At 36.2% G+C, this 13809-nt stretch carries 25 protein-coding genes; all 25 read left to right on the top strand.

Annotation, left to right across the window (positions count from 1 at the left end):
- Window positions 1-160 precede the first annotated feature (160 nt).
- Complete coding sequence (rpsL, locus tag NO995_RS02945; protein ID WP_188214797.1) at window positions 161-535, top strand: 30S ribosomal protein S12; 375 nt, start codon at window positions 161-163, stop codon at window positions 533-535.
- Window positions 536-557: 22 nt separating this feature from the next.
- Window positions 558-1034 carry a 30S ribosomal protein S7 gene (gene rpsG / locus NO995_RS02940; RefSeq protein WP_188228492.1) on the top strand — a complete coding sequence of 159 codons (477 nt, stop codon included), beginning with the start codon at window positions 558-560 and terminating at the stop codon, window positions 1032-1034.
- A gap of 6 nt (window positions 1035-1040) precedes the next feature.
- The gene (gene fusA / locus NO995_RS02935; protein WP_240571853.1) at window positions 1041-3167 is read left to right on the top strand and encodes an elongation factor G; all 2127 of its coding nucleotides are present in this window, start codon (window positions 1041-1043) and stop codon (window positions 3165-3167) included.
- A gap of 11 nt (window positions 3168-3178) precedes the next feature.
- The gene (gene rpsJ, locus NO995_RS02930; RefSeq protein ID WP_188214800.1) at window positions 3179-3484 is read left to right on the top strand and encodes a 30S ribosomal protein S10; all 306 of its coding nucleotides are present in this window, start codon (window positions 3179-3181) and stop codon (window positions 3482-3484) included.
- Between the two features lie 128 nt (window positions 3485-3612).
- On the top strand, window positions 3613-4230 hold the full coding sequence (rplC, locus tag NO995_RS02925; RefSeq protein ID WP_240571852.1) for a 50S ribosomal protein L3: 618 nt from the start codon (window positions 3613-3615) through the stop codon (window positions 4228-4230).
- A complete protein-coding gene (rplD, locus tag NO995_RS02920; RefSeq protein WP_258226190.1) occupies window positions 4230-4859 on the top strand; it encodes a 50S ribosomal protein L4 in 630 nt (209 codons plus the stop codon). Before rplC ends, rplD begins: the two co-directional genes overlap by 1 nt.
- A 5-nt stretch (window positions 4860-4864) precedes the next feature.
- Window positions 4865-5155 carry a 50S ribosomal protein L23 gene (gene rplW, locus NO995_RS02915; RefSeq protein WP_240571850.1) on the top strand — a complete coding sequence of 97 codons (291 nt, stop codon included), beginning with the start codon at window positions 4865-4867 and terminating at the stop codon, window positions 5153-5155.
- 10 nt (window positions 5156-5165) lie between these two features.
- Window positions 5166-5990 (top strand): 50S ribosomal protein L2, encoded by an 825-nt coding sequence (gene rplB, locus NO995_RS02910; protein WP_188214804.1) that lies wholly within the window; start codon window positions 5166-5168, stop codon window positions 5988-5990.
- 3 nt (window positions 5991-5993) lie between these two features.
- Window positions 5994-6272, top strand: coding sequence for a 30S ribosomal protein S19 (rpsS, locus tag NO995_RS02905; RefSeq protein WP_240571849.1), 279 nt, complete (start codon window positions 5994-5996; stop codon window positions 6270-6272).
- A 6-nt stretch (window positions 6273-6278) separates the two neighbouring features.
- Window positions 6279-6686, top strand: a complete 408-nt coding sequence (gene rplV / locus NO995_RS02900; protein ID WP_240571848.1) for a 50S ribosomal protein L22 — start codon at window positions 6279-6281, stop codon at window positions 6684-6686.
- Between the two features lie 9 nt (window positions 6687-6695).
- A complete protein-coding gene (gene rpsC, locus NO995_RS02895) occupies window positions 6696-7418 on the top strand; it encodes a 30S ribosomal protein S3 (protein WP_240571847.1) in 723 nt (240 codons plus the stop codon).
- A 21-nt stretch (window positions 7419-7439) separates the two neighbouring features.
- Window positions 7440-7859, top strand: coding sequence for a 50S ribosomal protein L16 (gene rplP / locus NO995_RS02890; protein WP_240571846.1), 420 nt, complete (start codon window positions 7440-7442; stop codon window positions 7857-7859).
- Between the two features lie 13 nt (window positions 7860-7872).
- Window positions 7873-8064: a 50S ribosomal protein L29 gene (gene rpmC, locus NO995_RS02885; protein ID WP_188214809.1), complete on the top strand. Its 192-nt coding sequence runs from the start codon at window positions 7873-7875 to the stop codon at window positions 8062-8064.
- Between the two features lie 12 nt (window positions 8065-8076).
- Window positions 8077-8334, top strand: coding sequence for a 30S ribosomal protein S17 (rpsQ, locus tag NO995_RS02880; protein WP_240571845.1), 258 nt, complete (start codon window positions 8077-8079; stop codon window positions 8332-8334).
- 2 nt (window positions 8335-8336) lie between these two features.
- The gene (gene rplN / locus NO995_RS02875; RefSeq protein ID WP_240571844.1) at window positions 8337-8705 is read left to right on the top strand and encodes a 50S ribosomal protein L14; all 369 of its coding nucleotides are present in this window, start codon (window positions 8337-8339) and stop codon (window positions 8703-8705) included.
- A gap of 15 nt (window positions 8706-8720) precedes the next feature.
- On the top strand, window positions 8721-9032 hold the full coding sequence (rplX, locus tag NO995_RS02870) for a 50S ribosomal protein L24 (RefSeq protein WP_240571843.1): 312 nt from the start codon (window positions 8721-8723) through the stop codon (window positions 9030-9032).
- A gap of 2 nt (window positions 9033-9034) precedes the next feature.
- Entirely contained in the window at window positions 9035-9586 is a 552-nt protein-coding gene (gene rplE / locus NO995_RS02865) for a 50S ribosomal protein L5 (protein WP_240571842.1), read from the top strand.
- Between the two features lie 3 nt (window positions 9587-9589).
- Window positions 9590-9859 (top strand): 30S ribosomal protein S14, encoded by a 270-nt coding sequence (gene rpsN / locus NO995_RS02860; protein WP_019386280.1) that lies wholly within the window; start codon window positions 9590-9592, stop codon window positions 9857-9859.
- A 72-nt stretch (window positions 9860-9931) separates the two neighbouring features.
- Window positions 9932-10330 (top strand): 30S ribosomal protein S8, encoded by a 399-nt coding sequence (gene rpsH, locus NO995_RS02855; protein ID WP_240571841.1) that lies wholly within the window; start codon window positions 9932-9934, stop codon window positions 10328-10330.
- 12 nt (window positions 10331-10342) lie between these two features.
- Window positions 10343-10885 carry a 50S ribosomal protein L6 gene (gene rplF / locus NO995_RS02850; protein ID WP_258226189.1) on the top strand — a complete coding sequence of 181 codons (543 nt, stop codon included), beginning with the start codon at window positions 10343-10345 and terminating at the stop codon, window positions 10883-10885.
- Between the two features lie 10 nt (window positions 10886-10895).
- On the top strand, window positions 10896-11252 hold the full coding sequence (gene rplR, locus NO995_RS02845) for a 50S ribosomal protein L18 (RefSeq protein WP_240571839.1): 357 nt from the start codon (window positions 10896-10898) through the stop codon (window positions 11250-11252).
- 5 nt (window positions 11253-11257) lie between these two features.
- On the top strand, window positions 11258-11782 hold the full coding sequence (rpsE, locus tag NO995_RS02840) for a 30S ribosomal protein S5 (RefSeq protein ID WP_188214817.1): 525 nt from the start codon (window positions 11258-11260) through the stop codon (window positions 11780-11782).
- Window positions 11783-11794: 12 nt separating this feature from the next.
- Entirely contained in the window at window positions 11795-11974 is a 180-nt protein-coding gene (gene rpmD / locus NO995_RS02835; protein ID WP_240571838.1) for a 50S ribosomal protein L30, read from the top strand.
- Between the two features lie 16 nt (window positions 11975-11990).
- Window positions 11991-12443 carry a 50S ribosomal protein L15 gene (gene rplO / locus NO995_RS02830; RefSeq protein ID WP_240571837.1) on the top strand — a complete coding sequence of 151 codons (453 nt, stop codon included), beginning with the start codon at window positions 11991-11993 and terminating at the stop codon, window positions 12441-12443.
- 15 nt (window positions 12444-12458) lie between these two features.
- Complete coding sequence (secY, locus tag NO995_RS02825; RefSeq protein ID WP_240571836.1) at window positions 12459-13802, top strand: preprotein translocase subunit SecY; 1344 nt, start codon at window positions 12459-12461, stop codon at window positions 13800-13802.
- Window positions 13803-13809: the final 7 nt, after the last annotated feature.

The following is a 13809-nucleotide window of genomic DNA, read 5'->3' as shown; positions in this document are numbered from 1 at the left end:
TTGTTGTAAATCTAATTGAAAAGGCACAGATAAAATTTAAGATGTAATTTTTTTTTTAAATTCTATTGAAAATTAATGATTTAGGATTTGAATTATTAAATTAAATTTCTACCTTTGCAGCCCTCTTAAAAGAGGATTGAATAATTTATATAATATTTATATGCCAACAATTCAACAATTAGTACGAATAGGAAGAGCCAAAATAACCAAGAAGAGTAAATCGGCTGCTTTAGATTCGTGTCCACAAAGACGTGGGGTTTGTACGCGTGTTTACACTACAACGCCTAAGAAACCAAACTCAGCAATGCGTAAAGTTGCAAGGGTAAGGTTAACTAACGGTAATGAGGTGAATGCTTACATCCCAGGTGAAGGTCACAATCTACAAGAGCACTCGATAGTATTGGTTAGAGGTGGAAGGGTAAAAGATTTACCAGGAGTTAGATACCACATCGTTCGTGGTGCTTTAGACACAGCAGGTGTACAAGGTAGAACGCAACGTAGATCTAAGTATGGTGCAAAACGCCCTAAGAAGTAATTTAAAACTTTAAGAAGAAGACATGAGAAAAAGACAAGCGAAAAAAAGGCCGCTTTTACCAGATCCACGTTTTAACGATCAGTTAGTAACGCGTTTTGTTAACATGATGATGTGGGATGGAAAGAAGTCTGTAGCTTTTAAAGTGTTCTATGATGCTATTGATATTGTAGAGTCTAAAAAAACTGACGAAGAGAAAACAGCTTTAGAGACTTGGAAAGATGCTTTATCTAATGTGATGCCTCACGTAGAAGTACGTAGTCGTCGTGTTGGTGGTGCAACATTCCAAATTCCAATGCAAATCCGTCCAGATCGTAAAGTTTCTACTGCTATGAAGTGGTTAATCGGGTACGCTCGTAAAAGAAACGAAAAATCTATGGCACAACGTTTAGCTTCAGAAATTTTAGCAGCAGCTAAAGAAGAAGGAGCAGCGGTTAAGAAAAGAGTAGATACTCACAAAATGGCGGAAGCTAATAAAGCATTCTCTCACTTTAGATTTTAATAAGAAATGGCAAGAGATTTAAAATTCACAAGAAATATTGGTATTGCTGCTCATATTGATGCTGGTAAAACAACAACAACTGAGCGTATACTTTATTATACTGGAGTTTCTCACAAAATAGGTGAGGTGCACGATGGTGCTGCAACTATGGACTGGATGGAGCAAGAGCAAGAGCGTGGTATTACTATCACATCTGCTGCTACAACTTGTACTTGGCAGTTCCCGTTAGAGAATGGTCAACCAACAGATGAAACTAAAGGTTACCACTTTAACATTATCGATACTCCAGGTCACGTTGACTTTACTGTAGAGGTAAACCGTTCATTACGTGTATTAGATGGTTTAGTATTCTTATTTAGTGCAGTTGATGGTGTTGAGCCACAATCTGAAACTAACTGGAGACTTGCTGATAACTATAAAGTACCACGTATTGGTTTCGTTAACAAGATGGACCGTCAAGGATCTAACTTCTTAGCAGTTTGTCAACAAGTAAAAGATATGTTAAAATCTAACGCGGTGCCAATCGTATTAAACATTGGTGACGAAGCAGATTTTAAAGGTATCGTAGATTTAGTAAAAAACAGAGCTATCGTATGGCATGATGAAACTCAAGGGGCAACTTTTGATGTTATCGAGATTCCAGAAGATATGAAAGAAGAAGCGCGTAAATATCGTGCCCTTTTAATTGAGGAGGTAGCTTCTTACGATGAGAACTTATTAGAGAAATTCATGGAAGATGAAGACTCTATTACAGAAGAAGAAGTGCACGCTGCACTTAGAGCTGCTGTAATGGATATGGCTATCATCCCAATGATCTGTGGTTCTTCATTTAAAAATAAAGGTGTACAGTTTTTATTAGATGCTGTATGTCGTTACTTACCTTCACCAGTAGATAGAGATAGTGTAAAAGGTATTAATCCTGATACAGAGGCTGAAGAATCTCGTAAGCCTTCTGTTGATGAGCCTTTCGCTGCATTAGCATTTAAAATTGCTACCGATCCTTTCGTAGGTCGTTTAGCATTCTTCCGTGCTTACTCTGGTCGTTTAGACGCAGGTTCTTATATCTTAAATAACCGTTCAGGTAAAAAAGAGCGTATCTCTCGTATTTACCAAATGCACTCTAACAAACAAAACCCAATCGAGTTTATCGAAGCTGGTGATATTGGAGCTGCTGTAGGATTTAAAGATATCAAGACTGGTGATACTATGTCTGATGAGAAACACCCTATCGTATTAGAGTCTATGGACTTCCCTGATCCGGTAATTGGTATCGCTGTTGAGCCTAAAACTAAGGCAGACGTTGATAAAATGGGTATGGCTTTAGCTAAATTAGCAGAAGAAGATCCAACGTTTACAGTAAGAACAGATGAGGCTTCAGGACAGACTATCATCTCTGGAATGGGTGAGCTTCACTTAGATATTATTGTTGACCGTTTAAAACGTGAGTTTAAAGTAGAGGTTAACCAAGGTCAGCCACAGGTTGAGTACAAAGAGGCCGTTACTGCAAAAGCACAGCACAGAGAGGTTTACAAGAAACAATCTGGTGGACGTGGTAAATTCGCTGATATCGTATTTACACTTGAGCCAGCTGAAGAAGGTAAAGATGGTTTAGAATTCGTTTCTGAAATTAAAGGTGGTAACGTTCCTAAAGAATTTATCCCTTCAATCGAGAAAGGATTTAAAGAAGCTATGAAAAATGGTCCGTTAGCAGGATACGAAGTTGATGCTATGAAAGTAACATTAACAGACGGTTCTTACCACGATGTGGATTCGGATCAGTTATCATTCGAATTAGCTGCTAAGTTAGGTTTCAAAGCTGTAGCTAAAGCTGCTAAGGCTGTAATCATGGAACCAATGATGAAACTGGAAGTTATTACTCCAGAAGAAAACATGGGTGACATTGTAGGAGATTTAAATAGAAGAAGAGGTCAAGTAAGTGACATGAGTGATAGAGCAGGAGCTAAAGTTGTTAAAGCTATCGTTCCGTTATCAGAAATGTTTGGTTATGTAACAACATTAAGAACATTATCTTCTGGTCGTGCAACATCTACTATGGAATTTTCACACTATGCTGAAACTCCTTCTAACATTTCAGAAGAAGTAATTAAAGCAGCTAAAGGCGTTGAAGCTTAAAATCTAAGAAAATGAGTCAAAAAATTAGAATAAAATTAAAGTCATACGATCACAATTTAGTAGACAAGTCTGCTGATAAGATTGTAAAAACAGTAAAAAATACTGGAGCTGTAGTAACTGGACCAATTCCATTACCTACTAACAAAAAAATCTTTACTGTTTTACGTTCTCCACACGTAAACAAGAAGTCAAGAGAGCAGTTCCAATTAAGCTCTTACAAGAGATTAATGGATATCTACTCTTCGTCTTCTAAAACAATTGACGCTTTAATGAAACTTGAATTACCAAGTGGAGTTGAAGTAGAGATTAAAGTTTAAGTAGAACAATCGACATGTCCTTAACGACTGGTTAAGGAAAAACGGAAAAATACAATTCAAGGCTGAAACGTATTTTTGGCCTTGAGTTTTTTTAATAACAAATAGTAATAATTAATAAATAATTTAATATGTCTGGGTTAATTGGAAAAAAAATCGGTATGACCAGCATTTTCGATGAAAATGGGAAAAACATTCCATGTACAGTAATCGAAGCGGGTCCATGTATCGTTACCCAAGTCAGAACCACTGAAGTTGACGGGTATGAAGCTCTTCAATTAGGTTTCGATGACGCGACAGAAAAAAGCGCAACTAAAGCTGACTTAGGTCACGCTAAAAAGGCTGGAACTTCTGTAAAGCGTAAAACCGTTGAGTTCAAAGGTTTTGGTGAGGAGTACAAATTAGGTGATGCGATCACTGTAGATCACTTTATTGAAGGAGAGTTCGTTGATATTTCAGGAACTTCTAAAGGTAAAGGATTCCAAGGGGTTGTAAAACGTCACGGTTTTGGTGGTGTAGGTCAAGCGACTCACGGTCAGCACAACCGTTTAAGAGCTCCAGGTTCTATTGGTGCGGCTTCATATCCTGCAAGAGTATTCAAAGGAATGAAAATGGCTGGAAGAACAGGAAATGATCAAGTGAAAGTTGAAAATTTAAGAGTTTTAAAAGTAGTTCCAGAAAAGAACTTACTTGTTGTTAAAGGATGCGTTCCTGGACACAAAAACGCTTATGTAATTATTAGAAAGTAATGGAAGTAGCAGTTTTAGATATAAACGGAAAAGATACTGGAAGAAAGGCAAACCTTTCTAATGAAGTATTTGCTATTGAGCCTAATAATCATGCAGTATATTTGGATGTTAAGCAATACTTAGCAAACCAAAGACAAGGTACTCACAAAGCAAAAGAAAGAGGTGAGATCTCTGGAAGTACTCGTAAGATTAAAAAGCAAAAAGGAACAGGTACTGCTCGTGCGGGTAGCATCAAGTCTGGAGTGTTTAAAGGTGGTGGACGTATGTTTGGTCCAAGACCAAGAAACTATAGCTTTAAACTTAACAAAAACGTTAAACGTTTAGCTCGTAAATCAGCGTTAAGTATCAAAGCAGGAGAGCAATCAGTAGTTGTGTTAGAAGATTTCAACTTCGAAACTCCAAAAACTAAGAACTTCACTGCGGTGCTAAAAGCCTTAAACTTAGAGAATAAAAAATCTTTATTCGTGTTGGGTGCGTCAAATAATAATGTATATTTGTCGTCACGCAATTTACAAGGCTCTGAAGTTGTAACTACTTCAGAATTAAACACTTACAAGATTTTAAATGCAAGTCAAGTAGTTGTTTTAGAAGGTGCTTTAGAAGGAATTGTAACAAATTTAAGTAAATAGAAACGATGAATATCTTAATTAAACCTATAATCACAGAGAAAGCGACTGCAGATAGCGAGTTAAGAAACTGCTATACTTTCGCAGTGAACACTAAGGCGAACAAGATAGAAATTAAGAAAGCAGTAGAAGCTGCTTACGGGGTTTCTGTTGAAAAAGTTCGTACTATAAATGTCCGTCCAGAAAGAAGAACTCGTTACACAAAAACAGGTCTTCAACATGGTAAAACAAATGCTGTTAAAAAAGCAATTGTACAACTGGCGGAAGGTGAAATGATTGATTTATACAGTAACATGTAATTAAAGACAAATGTCAGTAAGAAAATTAAAACCAATCACACCAGGGCAGCGTTTTAGAGTAGTAAATGGTTATGACGCCATTACTACTGATAAGCCGGAGAAAAGTTTATTAGCTCCGAAAAAAAGGTCTGGTGGTAGAAACAGTCAAGGAAAAATGACCATGCGCTACATTGGTGGTGGTCATAAAAAGAAGTATCGTATTATCGATTTCAAACGTAACAAAGCTGGAATCCCTGCTGAAGTTAAATCTATCGAGTACGATCCAAACAGAACCGCTTTTATCGCATTATTGAACTATCAAGATGGCGAGAAAAGATATATCATTGCTCAAAACGGTTTACAAGTAGGTCAAACTGTAGTTTCAGGAGAGAATATCGCTCCAGAAATTGGTAATGCAATGCCTTTAAGTCAAATTCCTTTAGGAACAATTATTTCTTGTGTTGAGTTACGTCCAGGTCAAGGAGCTGTTATGGCTCGTAGTGCTGGTGCTTTTGCTCAGTTAATGGCAAGAGATGGTAAATTTGCAACTGTAAAATTACCTTCAGGCGAAACAAGATTAGTTTTAGTAAACTGTTTAGCAACTGTAGGTGCGGTATCTAACTCAGATCACCAATTGTTAGTATCTGGTAAAGCAGGTAGAACAAGATGGTTAGGAAGAAGACCTCGTACTAGACCAGTAGTAATGAACCCGGTTGATCACCCAATGGGAGGTGGTGAAGGACGTGCATCAGGTGGACACCCACGTTCTAGAAACGGTGTTCCAGCTAAAGGTTACAGAACACGTTCTAAAAAGAACCCAACAAATAAGTATATTGTAGAACGTAGAAAGAAATAAGACATGGCAAGATCATTAAAAAAAGGACCTTACGTTCATTATAAATTAGAGAAAAAAGTTGCTGACAATGTTGAGTCTGGCAAGAAAACAGTAATCAAAACTTGGTCTCGTGCTAGTATGATTACTCCAGATTTCGTTGGACAAACAATCGCAGTACACAATGGCCGTCAATTCGTTCCAGTATACGTTACTGAAAACATGGTAGGTCATAAATTAGGAGAATTTTCACCAACACGTTCATTCCGTGGACATGCAGGTGCTAAAAACAAAGGTAAAAAGTAGTAAGCTATGGGAAGTCGTAAAAAACAAATGGCAGACGCTATTAAGGAAGAAAAAAAGCAAGTTGCTTTTGCTAAGCTTAATAATTGTCCTACGTCACCAAGAAAAATGCGCTTAGTAGCCGATTTAGTAAGAGGTGAAAAAGTTGAGAAAGCACTAAACATTTTAAAATTTAGCCAAAAAGAAGCTTCAAACCGTTTAGAGAAATTGTTATTGTCTGCAATTGCAAACTGGCAAGCAAAAAACGAAGATGCAAGCATCGAAGACGCTGAATTATTTGTTAAGGAGATTAGAGTAGATGGTGGATCTATGTTAAAAAGATTACGTCCAGCTCCGCAAGGTCGTGCACACAGAATTAGAAAACGTTCTAACCACGTAACTATCGTTGTTGGAGCTAACAATAACACACAAAGCTAAGATAGAAGTATGGGACAAAAAACAAATCCAATCGGAAATCGCTTAGGTATTATCAGAGGATGGGAATCTAACTGGTACGGAGGTAATGATTACGGAGATAAGCTTGCCGAAGACGATAAAATTAGAAAATACGTTCACGCGCGTTTATCTAAAGCTAGTGTAAGTAGAGTAATTATCGAGCGTACTCTTAAACTTGTAACCGTTACTATCACTACTGCTAGACCTGGTATTATTATCGGTAAAGGTGGACAAGAGGTAGACAAGTTAAAAGAAGAGCTTAAGAAAATTACTGGAAAAGAAGTTCAGATTAACATCTTTGAAATTAAAAGACCTGAACTTGACGCATTCTTAGTAGGATCTAGTATTGCTCGTCAAATTGAGAACAGAATCTCTTACCGTCGTGCAATCAAGATGGCTATCGCTGCTACAATGCGTATGAACGCTGAAGGAATTAAAATCGAGATTAGTGGTCGTTTAAACGGAGCTGAGATGGCACGTTCTGAACACTACAAAGAAGGTCGTATTCCTTTATCAACCTTTAGAGCCGATATTGACTATGCTTTAGTTGAGGCACACACTACTTACGGTAGATTGGGTGTTAAAGTATGGATCATGAAAGGTGAAGTATATGGTAAAAGAGAGCTTTCTCCGCTTGTTGGATTATCTAAGAAGCAAGGAAAAGGCGGAGCGCCAGGACGTGGTGGAAACGCAAAACCTCGTCGTAGAAAGTAATTTTTTATAAAGTAAAGAAAAATGTTACAGCCTAAAAGAACAAAATTTCGTAAGCAAATGAAGGGCCGTATGAAAGGTCTGTCTCAAAGAGGACATCAACTTTCAAACGGAACTTTTGGAATAAAAGCATTAGACTCTGTGTTTATCACATCTCGTCAAATAGAAGCTGCACGTATTGCTGCTACTCGTTACATGAAGAGAGAGGGGCAACTTTGGATTAAAATATTTCCAGACAAGCCTATCACTAAAAAGCCTCTTGAGGTACGTATGGGTAAAGGTAAAGGTGCTGTAGAATATTGGGTAGCAGTAGTTAAGCCAGGAAGAGTATTATTTGAAATTGGAGGGGTGCCATTAGACGTAGCTCAAGAAGCATTACGTTTAGCTGCACAAAAGCTTCCTGTAAAAACTAAGTTTTTAATTGCTCGCGATTACGAAGCATAATTTATTTGATATTATGAAACAATCAGAAATTAAAGAATTATCAGTAGCCGAGTTACAAGAGAAACTTGGTGAAACAAAAAAGAGTTATTCAGACCTAACATTAGCTCATGCAATATCTCCTTTAGAGAATCCAATTCAATTACGTTCATTAAGAAGAACTGTAGCTAGAATTGCGACAGAATTAACTAAAAGAGAATTACAATAATTCTGCTAAAAGATGGAAACAAGAAATTTAAGAAAAGAACGTATAGGAGTTGTTACTAGTAACAAAATGCAGAAGTCTATTGTGGTTTCTGAAGTTAAAAAAGTAAAGCACCCTATGTATGGTAAGTTCGTGTTAAAAACAAAGAAATACGTTGCGCACGACGAGACAAACGATTGTAACGTTGGAGATACTGTAAGAATCATGGAAACAAGACCTTTAAGTAAATCTAAATGTTGGAGATTAGTTGAAATCATAGAAAGAGCTAAATAATTATGGTACAGCAAGAATCAAGATTAAAGGTAGCAGACAACACTGGAGCTAAAGAAGTTTTAGTAATCCGTGTTTTAGGTGGTACAAAAAGAAGATATGCTTCTGTTGGAGATAAAATTGTAGTTTCTGTAAAAGATGCTACTCCTAACGGAAACGTAAAAAAGAAAGCAGTTTCTACTGCGGTTGTTGTACGTACTGTAAAAGAAGTAAGAAGACCAGACGGATCTTATATTAGATTCGACGACAACGCATGTGTACTTTTAAATGCTCAAGGAGAGATGAGAGGTACTCGTGTATTTGGTCCTGTTGCTAGAGAGCTTCGTGATAGACAATTCATGAAAATTGTATCATTAGCACCAGAAGTGCTTTAATACATTAAAATTAAGATGACAAAGCTTAAAATAAAAACTGGAGATACTGTAAAAGTAATTGCTGGAGACCACAAAGGTGCTGAAGGTAAAGTACAAAAAGTATTAATAGAAAAGAACAAAGCGATCGTTGAGGGGGTTAACTTGGTTAAGAAACACACTAAACCAAGTGCCCAAAATCCTCAAGGTGGAATCGTTGAAAAAGAGGCTCCTATCCATATTTCAAACTTAGCGTTGTTAACTTCGAAAGGAGAAACAACAAGAGTAGGTTATAAAGTAGAAGGGGATAAAAAAGTAAGATTTTCTAAAAAATCTAATGAAGTATTATAGTTATGGCATATTCACCTAGACTTAAAGAAGAGTATAAAAGCAGAATAATTGCTGCTCTTACAGAAGAATTTGGATATAATAATGTAATGCAAGTTCCTAAACTTAAAAAGATAGTAATATCTAAAGGTGTTGGAGCTGCAGTTGCAGACAAAAAGTTAATTGACTACGCAGTAGAAGAGTTAACAACTATATCTGGACAAAAAGCGGTAGCAACATTATCTAAAAAAGACGTTGCAACGTTTAAATTACGTAAAGGTATGCCAATTGGTGCTAAAGTAACTTTACGTGGAGAGATGATGTACGAGTTTTTAGATCGTTTAGTAACATCTGCTTTACCTCGAGTAAGAGATTTTAACGGAATTAAAGCTACAGGATTTGACGGACGTGGTAACTATAACTTAGGAATTACTGAGCAAATCATTTTCCCAGAGATAAATATTGATAAAGTTAATAGAATCTCAGGAATGGATATTACATTTGTAACATCTGCTGAAACCGATAAGGAAGCAAAATCATTATTAACCGAATTAGGATTACCTTTTAAAAAGAACTAAGTTATGGCTAAAGAATCAATGAAAGCCCGCGAGGTAAAAAGAGCTAAAACAGTAGCAAAGTATGCTGAGAAACGTAAAGCTTTAAAAGAAGCTGGAGATTACGAAGCATTACAGAAGTTACCAAAAAACGCTTCTCCAATTCGTCAACATAATAGATGTAAATTAACAGGAAGACCTAGAGGTTACATGAGAACATTTGGTATCTCTCGTGTAACTTTTAGAGAAATGGCCAACCAAGGTCTTATTCCTGGAGTTAAAAAAGCAAGTTGGTAATATTATTTTAAATAATCAGATTTAAGGTTCGGCCGCCAACGCCGAAAACCGAAATCACAAAATCAATTCATTATGTACACAGATCCAATAGCGGATTTTTTGACAAGAATTAGAAATGCAGTGCGTGCAAACCACAGAGTGGTTGAAATCCCTGCTTCTAATTTAAAGAAAGACATCACTAAAATATTATTCGAGCAAGGATATATTTTAAGTTACAAGTTCGATGATTCTACAGTACAAGGAACTATTAAAATAGCTCTTAAGTACAACAAAGAAACAAAAGAGCCTGTAATCAAGAAGATTGAAAGAGTAAGTAAACCAGGTTTACGTAAGTATGCTAGTTCGAAAGAACTTCCTAGAATTCTTAATGGTTTAGGTATTGCCATCGTTTCTACTTCTCACGGAGTAATGACTGGTAAACAAGCCAAAAGAGATAATGTAGGTGGTGAAGTTTTATGTTACGTTTACTAAAAAGAGAAGAATATGTCAAGAATAGGTAATAACCCAGTAGTAATTCCAAACGGAGTTACCGTTGATGTAAAAGACAACTTAATTACAGTAAAAGGAAAGTTAGGAGAATTAACTCAATCTTTTGAATCTGTAGAAGTTAAAGTTGAAGATTCTAATGTTTTAGTAACACGTTCTTCTGATCTAAAAGCTGAAAGAGCTAAACACGGTCTTTACAGAGCTTTAGTAAACAACATGATTAAAGGTGTTTCTGAAGGTTGGACTAAAGAATTAGAATTAGTAGGTGTAGGTTATAGAGCTAGTAACCAAGGTAACAAACTTGAATTAGCTTTAGGTTTTTCTCATGCTATAGTTATGGACTTAGCTCCAGAAATTAAAGTTGAAACAGTATCTGAAAAAGGGAAGAACCCAATCGTAAAATTAACATCTCACGACAAACAATTGGTTGGACAAGTAGCTGCGAAAATCCGCGGATTTAGAAAACCAGAACCTTACAAAGGTAAAGGTATCAAGTTTGTTGGTGAAGTATTAAGAAGAAAAGCAGGTAAATCAGCTTAATAATTAAGTTATGGCATTGACAAAACACGAAAGAAGAATAAGAATAAAAAGCAGAATTCGTAAAATTGTTTCTGGAACAGAAGCAAGACCAAGATTAACTGTTTTTAGAAGTAATAAAGAAATTTATGCTCAAATTGTAGATGACGTAACTGGTAAAACTATCAGTGCTGCATCTTCAAGAGACAAAGATATTAGTTCTGTAACAGCTACTAAAGTAGAATTAGCTAAGTTAGTAGGTAAAACAGTTGCTGAGAAAGCTATGAAAGCTGGTGTAGAAACTATCGCTTTTGATAGAGGTGGATATTTATACCATGGTAGAGTAAAATCATTAGCTGAAGGAGCTAGAGAAGCAGGACTTAAATTCTAAAAATTATGTTTCAAAAATATAAAAGCGCAGAGTTAGTAAAACCAGGTGGATTAGATCTTAAAGATCGTTTAGTTGGTGTACAAAGAGTTACCAAAGTAACTAAAGGTGGTAGAGCATTTGGTTTTTCGGCAATCGTAGTAGTAGGTGATGAGCACGGTGTTGTAGGTCAAGGTTTAGGTAAATCTAAAGACGTTGCAACAGCTATCGCTAAAGCTGTAGAAGATGCAAAGAAAAACTTAGTGAGAATTCCTTTAAAAGGAAAAACTTTACCTCACGAGCAAAAAGGTAAATTCGGAGGAGCTAGAGTGAACATTATGCCTGCTGCAGAAGGTACAGGTGTAATTGCTGGTGGTGCTGTAAGAACAGTACTTGAGGCAGTTGGTGTACACGACGTATTATCTAAATCTCAAGGATCATCTAACCCTCACAACGTAGTAAAAGCAACTTTTGATGCTTTATTACAGTTAAGAGATGCTAACACGATTGCTAGAGATAGAGGTATTTCACTTGAACAAGTTTTTAAAGCTTAAAAATTTAAAGAGATGGCAAAAATTAAAGTTACAAAAGTTAAAAGCGCTATTAACAAGCCGCTTAGACAAAAAAGAGTACTTGAGTCTCTTGGATTAAGAAAGATTGGTCAAGTAGTAGAGCATGAAACCACACCAAGTATTCTTGGTATGGTTGCTAAAGTTTCACATTTAGTTTCTGTAGAAGAAGCTTAAAAATATAAACTGAAAAATGGATTTAAGTAATTTAAAACCTGCAGAAGGTTCAGTAAAAAACCAAGGGAAAAGAGTAGGTCGTGGACAAGGTTCTGGAAAAGGTGGTACTGCTACACGTGGTCACAAAGGAGCTAAGTCTCGTTCTGGATACTCTAAGAAAGTAGGATTTGAAGGAGGTCAAATGCCTATTCAAAGACGTGTTCCTAAGTTTGGTTTTACTAATATTAACCGCGTAGAATATCAAGGTATTAACTTAGATACTTTACAACAGTTAGTAGATGATAACAAAGTTACAGATACAGTAGACTTCGAAACTTTATTCTCTAACCGTTTAGCTGGAAAAAATGATCTAGTTAAAATTTTAGGAAGAGGAGAATTAAAAGCTAAGTTAAAAGTATCTGCACACAAATTTACTGCTTCAGCAAAGGCTGCTATCGAAGCTGCAGGAGGTGAAGCTGTAACATTATAAGACCTTATTACAAGTATGAAGTTTATAGAATCGTTAAAGAATGTTTGGAAAATAGAAGAACTAAGAAACAGAATTACCGTTACACTTGGTTTGTTATTAGTTTATCGTTTTGGTACTCAAGTTGTACTTCCTGGTATTGATGCTGCTCAATTAGAGGGCTTAGCAGATAGTACCGACTCAGGTATATTAGGATTACTAAATGCCTTTACTGGAGGTGCATTTGCAAATGCTTCAGTATTCGCTTTGGGTATTATGCCATACATTTCTGCTTCTATTGTGGTTCAGTTAATGGGAATTGCTATTCCTTATTTACAAAAATTACAAAAAGAAGGCGCAAGTGGTCAAAAGAAGATTAATCAAATTACACGTTGGTTAACTATTGCTATATGTTTATTACAGGCTCCAGGTTACCTGGCAAGTTTACCGGCATTAGGGATTCCTACAAGTGCATTTTTATTAGGTCAAGGGCCATTATTCTATTTCTCATCTGTTTCTATCTTAGTAACCGGGTGTATCTTTGCGATGTGGTTAGGAGAAAAAATTACGGATAAAGGTATAGGCAATGGTATTTCACTATTAATTATGGTGGGTATCATTGCTCGTCTACCAGCCGCTTTTCTTCAAAACGCTGCGACTAGATTAGAAGGAAATAACGTGATGTTAATTCTTTTCGAATTAGTACTATGGTTCGCAATTATCTTAGGTGCAATCATGCTTGTTATGGCTGTTAGAAAAATAGCTGTTGAATACGCAAGAAGAACCGCAACTGGTGGCTATGAAAAAAGTGCTGTAGGGTCTAGACAGTATATTCCATTAAAGCTTAACGCTTCTGGAGTAATGCCTATCATATTTGCACAGGCTATCATGTTTGTTCCAGGTTTAATTGGTGGATCTTCTTTATTAAAGGAGACTGCAACGGGAATGTGGTTACAAACAAACTTTGCAGATATCTTTGGTCTTTGGTATAACGTTGTATTTGCATTCTTAATTATTGTGTTTACATATTTTTATACTGCAATTACAGTACCAACGAACAAAATGGCTGACGATTTAAAACGCAGCGGAGGTTTTATTCCAGGTATTCGTCCTGGTTCAGAAACTTCAGAATATCTAGATAAGATAATGTCTCAAATTACCTTACCAGGTTCATTATTCTTAGCACTTATAGCTATATTTCCAGCTTTCATTGTTAAGTTAATGGGTGTACAACAAGGATGGGCATTATTCTTTGGTGGTACTTCACTAATCATTTTAGTAGGTGTTGCTATAGATACTATGCAACAGGTAAACTCTTACTTGTTAAATAGACATTATGATGGCTTGATGAAAACAGGTAAAAATAGAAAAGCAGTAGCTTAAATATTAT

This window comes from Aestuariibaculum sp. M13 (assembly GCF_024723255.1).
GTDB lineage: Bacteria > Bacteroidota > Bacteroidia > Flavobacteriales > Flavobacteriaceae > Aestuariibaculum > Aestuariibaculum lutulentum.
The sequence above is the reverse complement of the archived record's forward strand: the minus strand, read 5'-3'. Positions and strand labels throughout refer to the sequence as shown.

Coding starts and splice junctions, on each gene's coding strand:
- rplN (WP_240571844.1), top strand. CDS start 8,337: ATGGTACAGCAAGAATCAAGATTAAAGGTAGCAGACAACACTGGAGCT.
- rplO (WP_240571837.1), top strand. CDS start 11,991: ATGGATTTAAGTAATTTAAAACCTGCAGAAGGTTCAGTAAAAAACCAA.
- rpsG (WP_188228492.1), top strand. CDS start 558: ATGAGAAAAAGACAAGCGAAAAAAAGGCCGCTTTTACCAGATCCACGT.
- secY (WP_240571836.1), top strand. CDS start 12,459: ATGAAGTTTATAGAATCGTTAAAGAATGTTTGGAAAATAGAAGAACTA.
- fusA (WP_240571853.1), top strand. CDS start 1,041: ATGGCAAGAGATTTAAAATTCACAAGAAATATTGGTATTGCTGCTCAT.
- rplF (WP_258226189.1), top strand. CDS start 10,343: ATGTCAAGAATAGGTAATAACCCAGTAGTAATTCCAAACGGAGTTACC.
- rpsQ (WP_240571845.1), top strand. CDS start 8,077: ATGGAAACAAGAAATTTAAGAAAAGAACGTATAGGAGTTGTTACTAGT.
- rpsE (WP_188214817.1), top strand. CDS start 11,258: ATGTTTCAAAAATATAAAAGCGCAGAGTTAGTAAAACCAGGTGGATTA.
- rplR (WP_240571839.1), top strand. CDS start 10,896: ATGGCATTGACAAAACACGAAAGAAGAATAAGAATAAAAAGCAGAATT.
- rpsL (WP_188214797.1), top strand. CDS start 161: ATGCCAACAATTCAACAATTAGTACGAATAGGAAGAGCCAAAATAACC.
- rplV (WP_240571848.1), top strand. CDS start 6,279: ATGGGAAGTCGTAAAAAACAAATGGCAGACGCTATTAAGGAAGAAAAA.
- rpmD (WP_240571838.1), top strand. CDS start 11,795: ATGGCAAAAATTAAAGTTACAAAAGTTAAAAGCGCTATTAACAAGCCG.
- rplE (WP_240571842.1), top strand. CDS start 9,035: ATGGCATATTCACCTAGACTTAAAGAAGAGTATAAAAGCAGAATAATT.
- rplP (WP_240571846.1), top strand. CDS start 7,440: ATGTTACAGCCTAAAAGAACAAAATTTCGTAAGCAAATGAAGGGCCGT.
- rpsS (WP_240571849.1), top strand. CDS start 5,994: ATGGCAAGATCATTAAAAAAAGGACCTTACGTTCATTATAAATTAGAG.
- rpsC (WP_240571847.1), top strand. CDS start 6,696: ATGGGACAAAAAACAAATCCAATCGGAAATCGCTTAGGTATTATCAGA.
- rplB (WP_188214804.1), top strand. CDS start 5,166: ATGTCAGTAAGAAAATTAAAACCAATCACACCAGGGCAGCGTTTTAGA.
- rplX (WP_240571843.1), top strand. CDS start 8,721: ATGACAAAGCTTAAAATAAAAACTGGAGATACTGTAAAAGTAATTGCT.
- rplD (WP_258226190.1), top strand. CDS start 4,230: ATGGAAGTAGCAGTTTTAGATATAAACGGAAAAGATACTGGAAGAAAG.
- rpsJ (WP_188214800.1), top strand. CDS start 3,179: ATGAGTCAAAAAATTAGAATAAAATTAAAGTCATACGATCACAATTTA.
- rpmC (WP_188214809.1), top strand. CDS start 7,873: ATGAAACAATCAGAAATTAAAGAATTATCAGTAGCCGAGTTACAAGAG.
- rpsN (WP_019386280.1), top strand. CDS start 9,590: ATGGCTAAAGAATCAATGAAAGCCCGCGAGGTAAAAAGAGCTAAAACA.
- rpsH (WP_240571841.1), top strand. CDS start 9,932: ATGTACACAGATCCAATAGCGGATTTTTTGACAAGAATTAGAAATGCA.
- rplW (WP_240571850.1), top strand. CDS start 4,865: ATGAATATCTTAATTAAACCTATAATCACAGAGAAAGCGACTGCAGAT.
- rplC (WP_240571852.1), top strand. CDS start 3,613: ATGTCTGGGTTAATTGGAAAAAAAATCGGTATGACCAGCATTTTCGAT.